The organism is Pyxidicoccus sp. MSG2 (assembly GCF_026626705.1).
In the GTDB taxonomy this organism is placed as follows: domain Bacteria; phylum Myxococcota; class Myxococcia; order Myxococcales; family Myxococcaceae; genus Myxococcus.
In genome coordinates this window covers 6311872-6325828 of sequence record NZ_JAPNKC010000001.1, presented here as the reverse complement: position 1 = coordinate 6325828, position 13957 = coordinate 6311872, and the positions used below count along the sequence as shown (strand labels likewise).

The following is a 13957-nucleotide window of genomic DNA, read 5'->3' as shown; positions in this document are numbered from 1 at the left end:
TCCGTCGCGCCCGGCTCGGGCGCACAATGATGCATCTCGAATGCATCTTAAATGCCACGCCGTCAACCCGAGCGGTGCGCCCGGAGCGAGCAGGCTGTCCGCGCGCAGAAGTTGCGCCGTGTCACGTCTCCGCGCGGAAGTTGCGCCCGAGGCCCGGCCCGGTGCCGGCGGAGGGGCGAGCGGTGGGGCGAGCCGTCGACATGCCCCTTCCCCAGGGCCCGCGCGCAAGGAATGGTTCGGCGCGCGCCGAAACGTCCGCGCGCCCGCGTCACCCACGCTTCGAAGCCATGGCCCACCCGCTCGACCTCGCGCTGATTGCCCACCTCATCGGCGAGCCCGCCCGCGCGGGGATGCTCTCGCGCCTCCTCGAAGGCCCCGCGCGCACCGCGGGCGAACTGGCGCGCGAGGTGGGCCTGTCTCCGCAGACGGTGAGCGGCCACCTGTCGCAACTGCTCGAGGGCGGACTGGTGCGCGTGGAGGCGCAGGGCCGTCACCGCTACTACCGACTCGCCGGGCCGGACGTGGCGCGCGCGCTGGAGGCGTTGAGCCTGCTTGCCCCCTCGCGCGCCGCGCCGGTGAAGGTGCCCTCGCCGCTGCGCTTCGCGCGCACCTGCTACGACCACCTGGCGGGGAAGCTCGGCGTGGACCTGGCGGACGCGCTGGAGCGGCGCGGCTACCTGGAGGCGTCCGAGGAGACGTGGGCGCTCACCCCGGCGGGGGAGCACTTCCTGGAGCGGCTGGGCGTGGAAGCCGGAGCGCTGTCCAGGGGACGCAGGGCCTTCGCGCGCCGCTGCCTGGACTGGAGCGAGCGCCGGGCCCACGTGGGTGGGGCCCTGGGCGCGGCGCTGGCGGAGCGCCTCTTCGCGCTGCGCTGGATTGCGCGCCGCACGGAGGGCCGCGGGGTGCGGCTCACCGTGGAAGGCCGGCGCGGCTTCGACCGGGAGCTGGGGCTGTCCTGGCCGTGAGGTGAGGCGGGCGGGCTAGCCGCGCGCGACGCCGGCGGCGCCGATGCGGGCTGCCTCGCGGCGCACCGTGGCCTGCTCCAGCTCGAAGCGCGCGTCCTCGGCGGACAGGCCCTTCATGCGCTCCTGGGCCTCGGCCATGCGGCGGCGGGCGCCCTCCACGTCGATGCCGGCCACGGGCTCGGCCGCGTCGGCGAGCACCAGCACCTTGTCGTTGCCCACCTCCACGAAGCCGCCCGCGACGAAGTAGGACTCGCGCCGGCCGGCGTCGATGAGCGTCAGCGGGCCCGGCTCCATCAGCGACAGGAACGGGGTGTGGCCCGGGCGCACGCCGAACAGACCCCGGCCGCCGGGGACGATGGCCTCGTCGGCCTGCACCGACAGGATGCGCTTCTCGGGGGTGACAATCTCCACAGTCAGCTTGGCCATGAGGCTCCTCGCACTACCGCATCAGAACGTGAGCCGTTGGGTGGTTCCACCCACGGGCTCGAACTCCACCACCCCGGCGTCCGTCAGCCGAGGCCCCTTGCCGGGGATGCCGAGCGTGCCCTCCAGCCACTTGAAGTGGTGGGTGAGCTGGCGCACCTCGGAGAGCTGCCGCGTGTTGAGCAGCTCCGTCAGCCGCTTCTCCTGGAGCCGGTTGCCCTTGCTGTCGTACTGCGCCGCCACCGCCACGTTGGCCCACGCGGGCGGACCCTTGGGCCGCTTCTGCTTCTTGCCCTTCACCTTCGGCGGCGGAGGCGGTGGCTTGCCCTTCTCCACCAGCGGCCACAGCACCCAGACGCGCTCGCCATCGTTGGAGACGAAGAAGAAGTCGTCCACGTTCCCCAGGCACTGCGGAAGCTGCCAGACGGGACCGCTCTCCTTCGTCACCTCCAGCCGGCACTGCCCCGGTGCGACTTCCACCAGGCTCACGCTGAAGAGCCCATTGGCGCTCACCCGGGTCCTCCCCTTGCGCTCCTCCGCCAGGGCGGGGAGCGCCAGGAACAGCAGGGCCAGGGCAAACGCACGGCAACGCATGGTCACCTCGGGAGGTGAGGCGAAGCGGGACGACTAGGAGGCCGCCATCTTCCGGGCGTTCTCCACCACCTCGTCGATGGAGCCCGTCATGTAGAAGGCGCCCTCGGGGATGTCGTCGTGCTTGCCGTCGACGATTTCCTTGAAGCCCTGGATGGTGTCCGCGAGCTTCACGTAGCGGCCATCCTTGCCCGTGAAGACCTTGGCCACGAAGAAGGGCTGCGACAGGAAGCGCTGGATCTTGCGGGCGCGGGCCACCACCAGCTTGTCCTCCTCGGAGAGCTCGTCCATGCCGAGGATGGCGATGATGTCCTGCAGCTCCTTGTACCGCTGGAGCACGCCCTGGACCTTGCGGGCCACCGCGTAGTGGTCCTGGCCGATGACGCCCGGGTCCAGGATGCGGCTGGTGGAGTCCAGCGGGTCCACGGCCGGGAAGATGGCGAGCTCGGCGATGGAGCGGTTGAGCACCGTCGTCGCGTCGAGGTGGGCGAAGGCCGTCGCGGGCGCCGGGTCCGTCAGGTCGTCGGCGGGCACGTAGATGGCCTGCACGGACGTGATGGAGCCCTTCGTGGTGGAGGTGATGCGCTCCTGCAGACCGCCCATCTCCGTGGACAGCGTGGGCTGGTAACCCACGGCGCTGGGGATGCGGCCCAGGAGGGCGGACACTTCCGAGCCGGCCTGGGTGAAGCGGAAGATGTTGTCCACGAAGAGGAGCACGTCACGGCCCTCCACGTCGCGGAAGTACTCGGCCATGGTGAGCGCGGAGAGGGCCACGCGGGCGCGGGCACCGGGCGGCTCGTTCATCTGGCCGTACACGAGGACGGCCTGCGAGGCCTCCAGGTTGTCCGTCTGGATGACCTTGGTCTCCTGCATCTCGTGGTACAGGTCGTTGCCCTCGCGGGTGCGCTCGCCCACGCCGGCGAACACGGAGAAGCCACCGCGCTCCACGGCCACGTTGCGGATGAGCTCCTGCAGGAGCACCGTCTTGCCCACGCCGGCGCCGCCGAAGAGGCCAATCTTGCCGCCACGGGTGTAGGGGGCGAGCAGGTCGATGACCTTGATGCCGGTCTCGAACATCTGCACGCGCACGTCCTGCTCCGTGAAGGGCGGGGGCGGGCGGTGGATGGACCAGTACTCGGTCGCCTTCACGGGGCCCATCTCGTCCACCGGCTCACCGGTGACGTTGAGGATGCGGCCCAGGGTGGCCTTGCCCACCGGCACCTGGATGGGGGTGCCCGTGTTGCGCACGGCCATACCGCGACCGAGGCCCTCGGTGGAGTCCATGGCGATGGTGCGCACCGTGTTCTCGCCCAGGTGCTGCGCCACCTCGAGGGTGAGGTTGTCCGCCTCGGCGCCCAGGTTGGGGTTGGTGACCTTCAGGGCCGTGTAGACCTCGGGAAGCCCGCCGGGCGGGAACTCGACGTCGACCACGGGGCCGAGGACCTGGATGACCTTGCCTGCCGTCGGAACTTGAGCGCTCATGGAATTCGTCTGCCTCGCGGGGGGAGCGGCATGACGCCGCCCCCTTTTAAAATTCGGCCCGGGTGGGAGGGCGCGCCCCCTTTACCGGGGCCATCCCGCAGGGTCAAGCCTCCCGGGCACTTTGGGGTAAGGCGGGCTTAGCGGACCCAAGCGCCGGACGCCACCCTCTTGGCTTCCCGCCGTCCGCCCGCCCCTGGCAGGCCGCCCTGGAGGCTGCCGGAGGGCCCTTGCCGGAAAAAGCGAAGGGCCCACTCCGATGACACGGAGCAGGCCCTGAGGAGTCTCACGCGAGGAGCGCCTGGATTACTTGAGCGCCTCGGCGCCGGAGACGATCTCCATCAGCTCCTTGGTGATGACCGCCTGGCGGGTGCGGTTGTAGGTCAGCGTCAGGCTGCCGATCATGTCCGACGCGTTGGAGGTGGCGTTCTCCATGGCGCTCATGCGGGCGCCGTGCTCGCTGGCCACGCTCTCCAGCAGCGCGCGGTAGAGCTTGATGTTGACGGCCTGGGGCACCAGCTTGTCCAGCACCGCCTGGCGGTCCGGCTCGTACTTGAAGTCCACCAGGGTGGGGGCGCCCTCGGCGGGGGCCTGGCCCTCGGCGCCGAGCGTCTGCAGCGGCAAGAGCTGCGTGACGGTGACCTTCTGGGCGATGGCGGAGACGAACTCGTTGTAGACGATGTGGACCGCGTCCACCTCGCCATTGAGGTAGCTGGCGACCAGCTCCCCGGCCACGTCCGCGGCGGCGCGGTAGCTCAGGCGCTGGTACAGGCCGCCGAAGTCCTTGCGGATGGTCTGGCCGCGGTTGCGGAAGAAGTCGTTGCCCTTGCGGCCCACCGTGGCGAGCCGGATGCTCTCCAGCGCGGTGTTCTCGTAGAGGAACCGGTTGGCGCGGCGGATGACGTTGGAGTTGAAGCCGCCGGCGAGGCCACGGTCCGAGGTGAGGAGCACCAGCTCCACCTTCTTCACCGGACGGGCCGCGAGCAGCGGGTGGCTGAGGTTCGCATCGCCGGAGCGCGCCGACAGGTCCGCGATGATCTGGTCCAGCATCGTCGCGTAGGGGCGCGCGGCGAGGATGGCGTCCTGCGCCTTCCGGAGCTTCGCGGCGGACACCATCTTCATCGCCTTGGTGATCTGCCGAGTGTTCTTCACCGAGCGGATGCGCTTGCGAATGTCACGAAGGGACGCCATGGACCGGGAAGCTCCTGTGGGACGTTCAGCCCGCGTCGCCCATGTGGGACCAGGGGACGGCGGCGGGCCCCCTATATAGGCGGGCCGGGGGCCGGTCAACGGCGGCCTGTCTGGACCCGGCGCGGACCCGGGTGGGGCAGGCGGGCGGGCATCCCGGGCGGCCTCCTCGTGGTGGGTGGCCGACTTACCTTGGAAGGGTGCTCATCCCCCGCGCGGAGTACCCATGACAGCTGCCAACGGTCCCCTGCTCATCGTCGAGGACGATGCGGACATCCGTGAGGCCCTCCAGGGCTACCTGGAGCTGCAGGGCTACACGGTGCGCGCGGCGAGCAACGGGAAGGAGGCGCTCGAGTACATGGGTACGCCGCCCCGCCCCGCGCTCATCCTGCTCGACATGGCCCTGCCCGTCATGGACGGCCACCGGGTGCTGACGACGCGCAAGGCGAGCAGCGTGCTGGCCGAGGTGCCCGTCGTCATCCTGTCCGCGGGCATGGCGGCGATGAACCCGCGGGACAGGGCCGTGTACGCGTCCAGCTACGACGTGGCGGCCTTCCTGAAGAAGCCGGTGGAGCCCCGGCGGTTGCTGGAGGTCATCGAGCGCCACGCGCTGAAGTCGTCCGGAGCCCAGGCGGACACGTCTCCCTGACACAGTGGGCCTTCACGGCCCTTTTCGGAGGCAGGCGGCCGGAACACAATGGCCCCTCCACGGGTGTTCTCGGGGTCCATGAAGCCAGGCGGTGCGAGCAGGGTGTGGGTGCGCAGGGGCCTCCTCGCGCTGGTCGTGGTCGGCCTGGGGCTGCTTGCCCTCTCGCACCTCGTGCGGGTGAGCTACGAGGACCGCATCGTGCCTCTCTCGACGGCGCCGGAGGCTCCGGTGGCGCTCGTCTTCGGCGCGGGGCTGGCGCCGGGGGCGGTGCCTTCTCCGGTGCTCGCCCAGCGCCTGGATGCGGCGATTGCGCTGTGGAAGCAGGGGAAGGTGCAGGCGGTGCTGGTGAGCGGGGACCAGACGAAGCCCTTCCACCACGAGACGCGGGCCATGCGGCGCTACCTGCTGGAGCGCGGGGTGCCCGAGACGGCGGTGCAGGGAGACGAGGCGGGGCTGTCCACGTACGACAGCTGCCTGCGGGCGTACACGGTGTTCGGGGCGAAGCGGGCGCTGCTCGTCACGCAGCGCTTCCACCTGTCGCGGGCGCTGTTCATCGCCAATTCCGTGGGCATCGACGCGTGGGGCGTGGCGGCGGACGAGGGGCGCTCGACGCCCTGGCGGTACACGGTGCGCGAGACGCTGTCGCGCGTGCTGGCGCTGGCCATGGTGCTGCTGGAGGTGGAGCCCGTCTACCCCGCGGGCCGCGCGGCGCTCCCGGAGCGCTGAGTCCCGAGCGAGCGGGGGCAGGCAGGCGGGCGGCGAGAATTGCGGCGAACCCGGCCGGTTCTCATTGTTGACCCGAAGGCAGCCGACCCACCGCGCTTTCTCGAAGGAGAGGCCATGCGATTCAAGAAGCTCGGTTCGGAGGACGTGGGCGAGTCGACCTCGCGACGTCACATGAACCCGGATACCGGGGAGGAGGAGATCAACATCTCCGACCAGGACATGGCGGCGACTCCGCCGCTGGAAGACGAGCCGGACTTCCGCGACATCCTACCGGACCAGATTCACGAGTTCCGCCGGGGCGACGAGGAAGAGGAAGGGCCGGAGCTGACCGCCCAGCCCGACGAGCGCATCCGCCCCATCCGCCGCGACCAGCTCCCGGAGGGGTAGCGGGCACGGGCTCGCCGTCCGTGCCAGGGAGCGGCGCGGGGGCGCGGCTTCCGTGGGAGTGGACCGGGCCTGGGTATCGCGCCGGGCCCGTGCGCTGGAGGTCCCGGTGCGCGAGGTGTGGAGCGTCCGGCGCTGACGTGAGGGCTTTGGGTGAGGCCGAGCACCGATGGGGTGCCCGGCCTCTTTCGCGTCCTGCTCGGGAGCAGTGAAGCGAGGCCGGGCGTCATGGCTTCGCCTGGCCGCTACTCCGACGTTCAACGGCTGTGAAGCGAGGCCGGGCATCACGGGTTCGCCCGGCCTCCGCTCCTTCGTTCAACGACCGCGAGCCTTCGCTCCCTTCTTCGCGGCGGCCTTCTTCGCGGCTCCCTTGCTGACGGGCGCCTTCTTCGCGGCGGACTTCTTCGCGGCGGACTTCTTCGCGGCGGACTTCTTCGCGGCGGACTTCTTCACAGGAGCCTTCTTCGCCGCGGCTTTCTTCGCCGGTGCCTTCTTCGCAGGAGCCTTCTTCGCTGCGGCTTTCTTCGCCGGTGCCTTCTTCGCGGCGGACTTCTTCGCGGCGGACTTCTTCGCGGCGGACTTCTTCGCGGCGGACTTCTTCGCGGCGGACTTCTTCGCCGGTGCCTTCTTCGCGGCCGCCTTCTTCACAGGAGCCTTCTTCGCGGCAGCGGACTGCTTGGAGGCAGGGGCAGCAGCGGTCTTGCTCACAGGCGCCGTCTTCGCGGCGGCAGGTGCAGCAGGGGCCTTCTTCGCCGCAGCCGGTGCGGTGGCGGGCGCAGCGGCCGCTTTCTTCGCGACCATGGGCTTCCCGGCAGCCGCCTTCTTCTTCATGGCGGCAATCACCTCGGCCCCCTTCACCTCGGGAGCCGCGGGTGCGGCAGCGGGCTCGCCAGGCGCCCCCGCTTCACTCGCTGGGGTCTCCGTGGCCTCGCCCGTCCCGCTCGCGGCGCGAGGAGGCGAGACTCCCGCCCCTCCGGTGTCCGGGGACCGGGGCTCCGCACGCGCCACGGGCTTCTCCTTCGCCTTGCCGGCACCCATCCCCACCGGGCGCACCGGCTTCTTGGGCTCCGCCTTGGGCTTCTTCCCACCGAAGGGCCGCTCCTCGTCGCGCCTGCGGCGCGAGTCATCGTCGTACTCGTACGCGAGCTCGCGCACCTCGCCCAGGTCCTCCGCCTCGGCCGCCTCGGTCGCTTCAGCCTCCATCGCGGCGCTGTCGGCCTCGCTGCCCTCCTCCGCGTCTGCCTGCGCGCCGGACAGCGCCCCCTGCAGCACGGCGTTCATCGCGCGGGCGAACGTGCGCTCACCGAAGCTCTCTACCTCCGCGGGCGGCACCAGCACGTCGAGCATGTCCTTCAGCGAACGGTACAGCCGCAGCTCCTGCTTCTCTCCGTCCCACGTGCCGTAGACCCAGTCCTCGTCGCCGAGCGGGTCCATCCAGCCGGGCAGCGGCCCGCCCCCGTCCCCCTGCTCGACCATCGCGGACTTGCGCGCGGTGAACAGGTGCCGGTGGATCCCCTTCAAGCCGATGCGCCACACGCCCGCCGCGGGCAGGCCCACCAGCTTGAGCCGGGACTTCTCCAGGACGCTCGCGGACCCTTCCGGCCCGTGCAGCTGGAACAGGTGCACGTCACCGTTGAGCTCCCCGCCATTGAGGGCCTGATAGAGGGCACCCAGCTCCTCGGGGAATGGGACGCCGCACTCCGTCTCCGCCCGGCGGACCTCTTCCGCGGGGACACCGGGTGACGCAGCCTTCGCCGACTTCCGCAGTGCCTCCAACCACTCGTGCATGAACCCCTCCACGACATCCAGCAGTGACACAACCTTACGGCGGCTGTGCCCTCCTGCGCAGTGCGGGTGTTGGCTTTTGATGACAGCCCGCCACGGATGATCCAACCCCCACGGGCTGACATCGCGAGGCCTCCCGAGCAGATATTGGGAAAACCCCTGGCGCGCGGCCTCTCCATCCCTACCTCCCACGGAGGACAGGGCCATCTTCCGGCTCCCAGGAACGGGCGCGGGCGCGGAATGCCGCCAGGCGCACCGTGGGCCCGCAACACACCTGATCCACTTCGCCGGGGAATGGGGCCTCTCCTGGCCGCCTGCCCTGCCTCCTTCCGAGCCTGGAAGGAGGGACGAGCAATCTCCAGGACAGTGCATAGCCTCCGCCAGCCCTGCGCGGAGGAAACATGGGTCGTGGAGCGGGATGGTGGGTGGCGGGGCTCGTGGGCCTGCTGGCGTGCGGGCCGGGAGCCCCCTCGAGTCCACCGCCCGGGCCCGTGGACCTGTACCCGCCGGTACAGTCGGCCGTGCCGACCTTCGCGCTGGAGGTGGCACCAGCCGACCTGCGGAAGCTGGAGGCGGATCCGACCTCCGACGCGTCCGTTCCCTGCGTGGTGACGCTGGAGGGCGCGCGGGCGACGGGGCGCGTGCGCTACCGAGGTGCGAGCACGCGAGACTTGCCGCAGAAGAGCTACAAAATCGAGCTGGACCCGGGACAGGAATTGGAGGACCGCGACCACTTCGAGCTGCTCGCGAGCTGGCTCGACGGCGGCAAGCTGACGGAGAAGTTCGCGGTGGACCTGTACCAGGCGCTCGGGCTGCCGGTGCCGAGCGCCCGCTACGCACGGGTCCACGTGAATGGCGAGCACCAGGGGCTCTACCTGGACATGGAGCACGTGGGGAAGGACTGGTTGAAGCTCCACGGCCACGAGCGCGACGCGTCCATCTACCGCTGCGGCCACCGCAACTGCGAGCTGACGCTGGGGCCCGGCCCGTACCAGGGCAACTTCGAGAAGAAGACGAACGAGGACACCGGCCGCGAGGACCTGACCGCGCTCCTCGAGTGGGTGAACCGGAGCGACGACGCGCGCTTCGAGGAGGAGCTGGAGCGCCGGGTGGATGTGGAGGCGTACCTGGGCAACCTCGCGGCGGACGCGCTCATCTCGAACACACTCATCGAGGACTCACGCGGCTACTGGGTGCACGCGCTGCACGCGGACCGGTGGACGTACGTGCCGTGGGATTTGAACAACGCGCGGATGCTCTACTGGCGCACGCGGAGTCCGGAGGCAGCGCCCGTGGTGGACCGGTGGCCGCGGTCCTTCACGCTGTATGACCCGGAGGTGCAGGACCTGTTCGAGACGCGCGTGACGGCGCGGCCCGAGCTGCGCCCCACGTGGAGCGTGCTCGCCACGCGGGTGTGGGACCGGCCGGCGCTGCGAGCGCGGGTGCTCGCGAAGCTGGAGGCGGCGCTCGCGGGGCCGTTCTCCGAGGAGCAGGCACTGGCCCACATCGATGCGCTGTGGACGGTGGTGGAGCCGGAGCTGAGGAACGACCCGTACGCCTCCGCCGAGCACGTGGAGCGCGCGCGGCGGTTCCTCCAGGACTACGTGCGCGGACGGCGTGAGTACCTGGCGAAGGCGCTGGCGGCGCTGAGGGCGCACGGGAGTGGGCCGCTGGTCATCCGCGAGGTGACGACGGGAGGCTCGGGGTACGTGGAGCTGTACAACCGTGGCACCCAGGCACTGGAGCTGGGGAGCTACGAGGTGACGAACGACCTGCGGGCCACGACGCGGTACCGGCTGGAGGCGGGAACGCTGGAGCCGGGGCAAACGGTGCGGCTGCACCCGCCCTTCACACTGTCGAGCGACGGGGGCGAGGTGGGAGTGTTCGACGGGGCGCGGCGCTCGGCGGCGACGGGGAGGCCGGTGCTGCATGGGCCGGAGGACGCCGTCTGGTACGGGCCGCTGCCCGCTGGCACGGTGTACGGGCGCAAGGGCGGCGGAGCCAGCGAGGACTTCGAGCGGCGCGCTCCGTGAGCAGGTTGAAGGCGGAGGGGGAGACCGTTAGGCAGGAGGCCATGGCACATCCCGTGAGCTACGAGGGGACGGCAGAGAACTTCGACCAGCTGGTCATGGAGCCGAAGGGCGAGCTGGTGGTGGTGGACTTCTGGGGCGACGGCTGCCCGAACTGCGACATCTACGCGGCCGCCGAGCCCATGCTGCTGTCGGAGCTCGACGGCGCGCCGATGCGCGTGGTGAAGGTGAACGCGTACCAGTACGAGGACCTGGCGAAGCGCTTCGGCCTCTTCGGGATTCCGACGTTCCTACTGTTCCGCGACGGGAAGCTGCTCGGGAAGATGAGCCAGTACTATGGCAAGGAGTACTGGCTCGGCGTGGTGAGGGACCATCTGCCGAAGGCGTAACTTCGAGCCTTATTCATGTGAGTGTATGGCGCCTGCTGCGACTGGATCGAACCCGGCGGGCCATTGCGTCGTATCGTCATAGGCGGCTCCCTTCAAAACGGCATCGTGGAGCACGGCTCGGGTAAGATTCGCGCCCTGCAAGTAGGCGTCCGTCATGTCGGCCCCAACGAACGATGCCCCGGTGAAGTCGGTCTCCATCAGAACGGCCCTTCTCAGTTTTGCACTATCGAAGAAAGCATGGTCCGCAAAGGCGCCATGCAGTTCCGCGCCTTCAAGATTCGCTTCGCGCAAGAACGAGCTGCGCAGTAAAGCGCCAGTGAGATCCGCTCCTCTCAATGACGCTCCATAAAAGCTGCAACTTGAGAGGTCTGCATTCATCAACAAGGCACGGTCGAGCAATGCCCCATCAAAGGTCGTAGGGGGCTCGCCTGCACTGGAACCTCTCCACCTCAAGCTGGTCCGTGAGAAGTTCGAGTCCTCAAGATTGGCCTCGCTGAAGTCGGCACCTCGAAGAGAATTGTCTGGCATTGACGCACCTGGCAGGTAAGCCTTGCGCGCGATGACGATAGGGCCGACTCTCATCAGCCAGAACCATGCAAGCATCGACCGCATGGTCAGCTTGTCACGCTGTCTCAGACCGGGACTGCCCCGGAGTGCGCTTCCGATAGCAAGCGCCGCTTCGCGCAGCCAGGGGCGTCTGTCCTCGCGCAGCGACGGCTGACGACTCCGCCCTCCGCGAGCAGAGTCTGCCGGCACCTCAGGCTCTTCCGACTCGAAACGTGCCTGGGCCCATTCGAGCAGGGAACGACGCTCAGGCTCCCTCAAACTGAATGGGGCTGCCTGACGCTTTGGGTGCGGCTCTCCGTCGAGCATCTCCAGCAGAAACTCAAACGTCCGATCCTCCCGACTGAGCAGCCTTCCTCCAAGGAGCGGAGCCTCGATGTCCTCCCAGTCCCGCGAGGATGCGCACGCAATTGCCTTCAGCCGGTCCGCCCAGTAGCGCGCTACCAGGAACTCGCGGAAGGACTTGTGGCCAAAGAGAAGTTGGCTTGCGGCTCCGGAGCGCAGGTGGGCCTGGAGTGTCAGGAGCAGGCCCACCTGGATCGCTTCGATGGTCTCGGACGCACTGCCATCCACCTGCAACTCATGGACGAGAAGGCTCGTGATGCCGTGCTTCGTGAGCACTTCCGGCTTCCGCGAGGGCTCAATCATCTGACGCTGGTCGAGCTTCGTTGCCTCCCAGGCCACTCGGCTCATGAGCCAGAGCATGGCATCCGGCGGCTCGGTCCCCTGCGTCACCAACCCCCTACGCATCAGGTGCCGATGAAGCTCGGCAGACGCATCGTAAACGTTCTTATGATGCTTCCGGTCCGCCTCATGTTTTCCCCGCGCGATCTGCCAGAAGAACTCCTCGTAAAGGGCGGCGCGGCTGACGCCAACTTCGCGGGACTGACCCTTCCAGGTTTGCGCGACCATGAAGAGGAGAATGGGGGTCCTGGCCAATTCGGCCAGTTGCCTCGACTCCAGTTCTTGAGGTGTCGGCCCTTCACCTCCGTTCAAGCCGCGCCATGCTTTGAGCCACGAGGAGATCTGGGGTTCGGCCCACGGCAGGATTTCGAGCACCGGGATGCCTTCCAGCCCCTGCTCCGCAGGAAGTGCACCCGGACGAGAGAAGATGATGAAACGGTGACAATCCGAGGCCTCGTCCTTGATGCGCTGGAAGAACGATTCCAGCCGCCGCTCTCCGAGGATGACCTCGTCCAGCCCGTCGAGAATGAACAGGGCACGCTGCGTGCGTTTCGGGGGTTCGAGGACCGGGTCATCGAGCTTCAGCTTCAAGTCCAGTTCCCCCGCTTCGCGCTTCCACGCTCTGCGTACGAACGCGTCGAGATCGAACCCCTCCTCGGTCAAATCCTCGGCGCACCGGATGAAGACAGGTAGCTCCGCCTCTGGCGACGGGGTACGCATATCCAGAAACCGCCGAGCGAGCCGCTGCGCCAGCGACCGCGCCGTGAGCGACTTCCCCATTCCAAAGTCCGCACGGACAACAACGGCGTTCGTCTTCGAAGCAGCAAGCCACTGCTCGATCAGGGCAAGCACGGGCTCCCCTGTCGCATCCTCCTGGCGCGCCTTCGCCGCGAGGCAGGCATTGGGCTCGACGTACATCTTCGCGAGCGGCATGAACGGAATGGGGTCATCCGCGGGCCTGTCGCGACGCTCTACGTTGCCGAAGGTGTGGCGCTCGCCCCATTCGGCCATGTCTCGCAGGAGCAGCTCGCGCAGCATGCGTGCGCGGTAGTCGCCAGCCACGCCGGCCACATACTGCTGAAGCTTCTGACCTTCTGAAGAAGCCAGCATCTGCTGATGGGCGAGAAGGAAGTCACGCTCGAACGCCAGCCGTCCCTTCTCCAGGTCGAGCAGCGGGATTATTCCTTCGTCCCCCTCGTCCAGCTTCGGGTTGGAGAAGGCCTCCCAGAGTGCCCGGTAGTACGGAGTCGCGAGGGGCTCGTCGATGACGGCCGCTTCCCTCACTCCCTCCACGCTCGCGGGCAGGTCTCCCGGCTGTAGCAGGGAGGGGCCCCCGAACTTCGGAAGCGAGCTGACGGCGAGCCTCACCCGAACCTCGATCTCCTTCGCCCGTTCCAGCTGCTCCCTACTCATCAAGATGCGGAGCCCACCTGGAACCAACTGCTTGTTGAATGCCCACTGCCGTCCGAGCGCATGACCGAAGCACTGCGTGATGACGCCGAAGTGCAGGGCCGCCATGTCCGAGAGCTGCCCGGAGCTCTTTCCTCCCAGGTCTCCCAGCAGGTCCGTCGCCAGACGTATCGCGGTGATTTCCTTGCTGCTGATGCCCTCTTCCTTGAAGGCATCCCATGCGGCCATCCCCATCTGCATCAGCTTGCTGAGGACCTTGATGGAACCGAGCGCGTCGAACATGGACATCCCCCTCACTCCAGATCCTTCAGCTCTTCCTCGGCCCACTCCCGATAACGAGGAATGGACTCGCTCGCGATGTACTCCTCCAACACCTTGCGCGCGCCATCGGTGTCTTCCGCCTCCTGGAGGTCATGCACATCAGCGAGCGTGCTGGAGTACCGCTTCCCGCCCTCCCTGACCCGGCGGCGGACTTCCCGCACCAGCGCTGCTGTTCCCTCGGGCGTCAGCAAGGAGGTGTAGACCTCCGCCTCGGCAATCGTCATCTGCAGCGCGACGGCCTGCACCTGCGCACGGTCCTCTCCGGGAAGCTCCAACCTTCCCTCCGGAGAGATCCACTGCTCCATCGCAATGACCTGTTCCCATGCAGGTACTCGCGGTCCCACGTTCCACCCCCGATGAAGCCAGCAC

13 protein-coding genes are annotated in these 13957 nt (G+C 68.6%); 6 read left to right on the top strand and 7 right to left on the bottom strand.

Annotated elements, in window-relative coordinates:
• Positions 1-287: 287 nt before the first annotated feature.
• Positions 288-965, top strand: a complete 678-nt coding sequence (locus OV427_RS24795) for an ArsR/SmtB family transcription factor (protein WP_267858638.1) — start codon at positions 288-290, stop codon at positions 963-965.
• 15 nt (positions 966-980) lie between these two features.
• On the opposite strand, the gene OV427_RS24790 is transcribed toward OV427_RS24795, so the two are convergent.
• From OV427_RS24790 to atpG, 4 genes are all read right to left on the bottom strand, one after another.
• Positions 981-1391, bottom strand: coding sequence for a F0F1 ATP synthase subunit epsilon (locus tag OV427_RS24790; protein ID WP_267858637.1), 411 nt, complete (start codon positions 1389-1391; stop codon positions 981-983).
• Between the two features lie 21 nt (positions 1392-1412).
• Positions 1413-1982 carry a hypothetical protein gene (locus OV427_RS24785; protein ID WP_267858636.1) on the bottom strand — a complete coding sequence of 190 codons (570 nt, stop codon included), beginning with the start codon at positions 1980-1982 and terminating at the stop codon, positions 1413-1415.
• Positions 1983-2015: 33 nt separating this feature from the next.
• On the bottom strand, positions 2016-3461 hold the full coding sequence (atpD, locus tag OV427_RS24780; RefSeq protein WP_267858635.1) for a F0F1 ATP synthase subunit beta: 1446 nt from the start codon (positions 3459-3461) through the stop codon (positions 2016-2018).
• 303 nt (positions 3462-3764) lie between these two features.
• Positions 3765-4649: an ATP synthase F1 subunit gamma gene (atpG, locus tag OV427_RS24775; RefSeq protein ID WP_267858634.1), complete on the bottom strand. Its 885-nt coding sequence runs from the start codon at positions 4647-4649 to the stop codon at positions 3765-3767.
• 223 nt (positions 4650-4872) lie between these two features.
• Here atpG and OV427_RS24770 point away from each other — a divergent pair, with 223 nt between their 5' ends.
• The 3 genes from OV427_RS24770 to OV427_RS24760 all read left to right on the top strand — a co-directional run bounded on the left by OV427_RS24770 (position 4873) and on the right by OV427_RS24760 (position 6408).
• Positions 4873-5295, top strand: coding sequence for a response regulator (locus tag OV427_RS24770; RefSeq protein WP_267858633.1), 423 nt, complete (start codon positions 4873-4875; stop codon positions 5293-5295).
• Positions 5296-5343: 48 nt separating this feature from the next.
• The gene (locus OV427_RS24765) at positions 5344-6021 is read left to right on the top strand and encodes a SanA/YdcF family protein (protein WP_267858632.1); all 678 of its coding nucleotides are present in this window, start codon (positions 5344-5346) and stop codon (positions 6019-6021) included.
• 114 nt (positions 6022-6135) lie between these two features.
• Positions 6136-6408, top strand: coding sequence for a hypothetical protein (locus OV427_RS24760; protein WP_267858631.1), 273 nt, complete (start codon positions 6136-6138; stop codon positions 6406-6408).
• A gap of 312 nt (positions 6409-6720) precedes the next feature.
• On the opposite strand, the gene OV427_RS50595 is transcribed toward OV427_RS24760, so the two are convergent.
• Positions 6721-8193 (bottom strand): SMI1/KNR4 family protein, encoded by a 1473-nt coding sequence (locus OV427_RS50595; protein ID WP_324289985.1) that lies wholly within the window; start codon positions 8191-8193, stop codon positions 6721-6723.
• Between the two features lie 398 nt (positions 8194-8591).
• Between OV427_RS50595 and OV427_RS24750 the strand changes: the two genes are divergently transcribed.
• Together OV427_RS24750 and OV427_RS24745 are read left to right on the top strand one after the other, a co-directional pair.
• The gene (locus OV427_RS24750; RefSeq protein ID WP_267858630.1) at positions 8592-10223 is read left to right on the top strand and encodes a CotH kinase family protein; all 1632 of its coding nucleotides are present in this window, start codon (positions 8592-8594) and stop codon (positions 10221-10223) included.
• 41 nt (positions 10224-10264) lie between these two features.
• On the top strand, positions 10265-10609 hold the full coding sequence (locus OV427_RS24745) for a thioredoxin family protein (RefSeq protein WP_163991921.1): 345 nt from the start codon (positions 10265-10267) through the stop codon (positions 10607-10609).
• 9 nt (positions 10610-10618) lie between these two features.
• Here the strand turns inward: OV427_RS24745 and OV427_RS24740 are convergent, their stop codons facing one another.
• Positions 10619-13555 (bottom strand): NACHT domain-containing protein, encoded by a 2937-nt coding sequence (locus OV427_RS24740; RefSeq protein WP_267858629.1) that lies wholly within the window; start codon positions 13553-13555, stop codon positions 10619-10621.
• A gap of 5 nt (positions 13556-13560) precedes the next feature.
• Complete coding sequence (locus OV427_RS24735; protein WP_267858628.1) at positions 13561-13932, bottom strand: DUSAM domain-containing protein; 372 nt, start codon at positions 13930-13932, stop codon at positions 13561-13563.
• Between the last annotated feature and the right edge of the window lie 25 nt (positions 13933-13957).

What these genes read in the sequence shown, in the direction of transcription:
- OV427_RS24795 (WP_267858638.1), top strand. Translation starts at nt 288, where the DNA reads ATGGCCCACCCGCTCGACCTCGCGCTGATTGCCCACCTCATCGGCGAG.
- OV427_RS24790 (WP_267858637.1), bottom strand. Translation starts at nt 1,391, where the DNA reads ATGGCCAAGCTGACTGTGGAGATTGTCACCCCCGAGAAGCGCATCCTG.
- OV427_RS24785 (WP_267858636.1), bottom strand. Translation starts at nt 1,982, where the DNA reads ATGCGTTGCCGTGCGTTTGCCCTGGCCCTGCTGTTCCTGGCGCTCCCC.
- atpD (WP_267858635.1), bottom strand. Translation starts at nt 3,461, where the DNA reads ATGAGCGCTCAAGTTCCGACGGCAGGCAAGGTCATCCAGGTCCTCGGC.
- atpG (WP_267858634.1), bottom strand. Translation starts at nt 4,649, where the DNA reads ATGGCGTCCCTTCGTGACATTCGCAAGCGCATCCGCTCGGTGAAGAAC.
- OV427_RS24770 (WP_267858633.1), top strand. Translation starts at nt 4,873, where the DNA reads ATGACAGCTGCCAACGGTCCCCTGCTCATCGTCGAGGACGATGCGGAC.
- OV427_RS24765 (WP_267858632.1), top strand. Translation starts at nt 5,344, where the DNA reads ATGGCCCCTCCACGGGTGTTCTCGGGGTCCATGAAGCCAGGCGGTGCG.
- OV427_RS24760 (WP_267858631.1), top strand. Translation starts at nt 6,136, where the DNA reads ATGCGATTCAAGAAGCTCGGTTCGGAGGACGTGGGCGAGTCGACCTCG.
- OV427_RS50595 (WP_324289985.1), bottom strand. Translation starts at nt 8,193, where the DNA reads ATGCACGAGTGGTTGGAGGCACTGCGGAAGTCGGCGAAGGCTGCGTCA.
- OV427_RS24750 (WP_267858630.1), top strand. Translation starts at nt 8,592, where the DNA reads ATGGGTCGTGGAGCGGGATGGTGGGTGGCGGGGCTCGTGGGCCTGCTG.
- OV427_RS24745 (WP_163991921.1), top strand. Translation starts at nt 10,265, where the DNA reads ATGGCACATCCCGTGAGCTACGAGGGGACGGCAGAGAACTTCGACCAG.
- OV427_RS24740 (WP_267858629.1), bottom strand. Translation starts at nt 13,555, where the DNA reads ATGTCCATGTTCGACGCGCTCGGTTCCATCAAGGTCCTCAGCAAGCTG.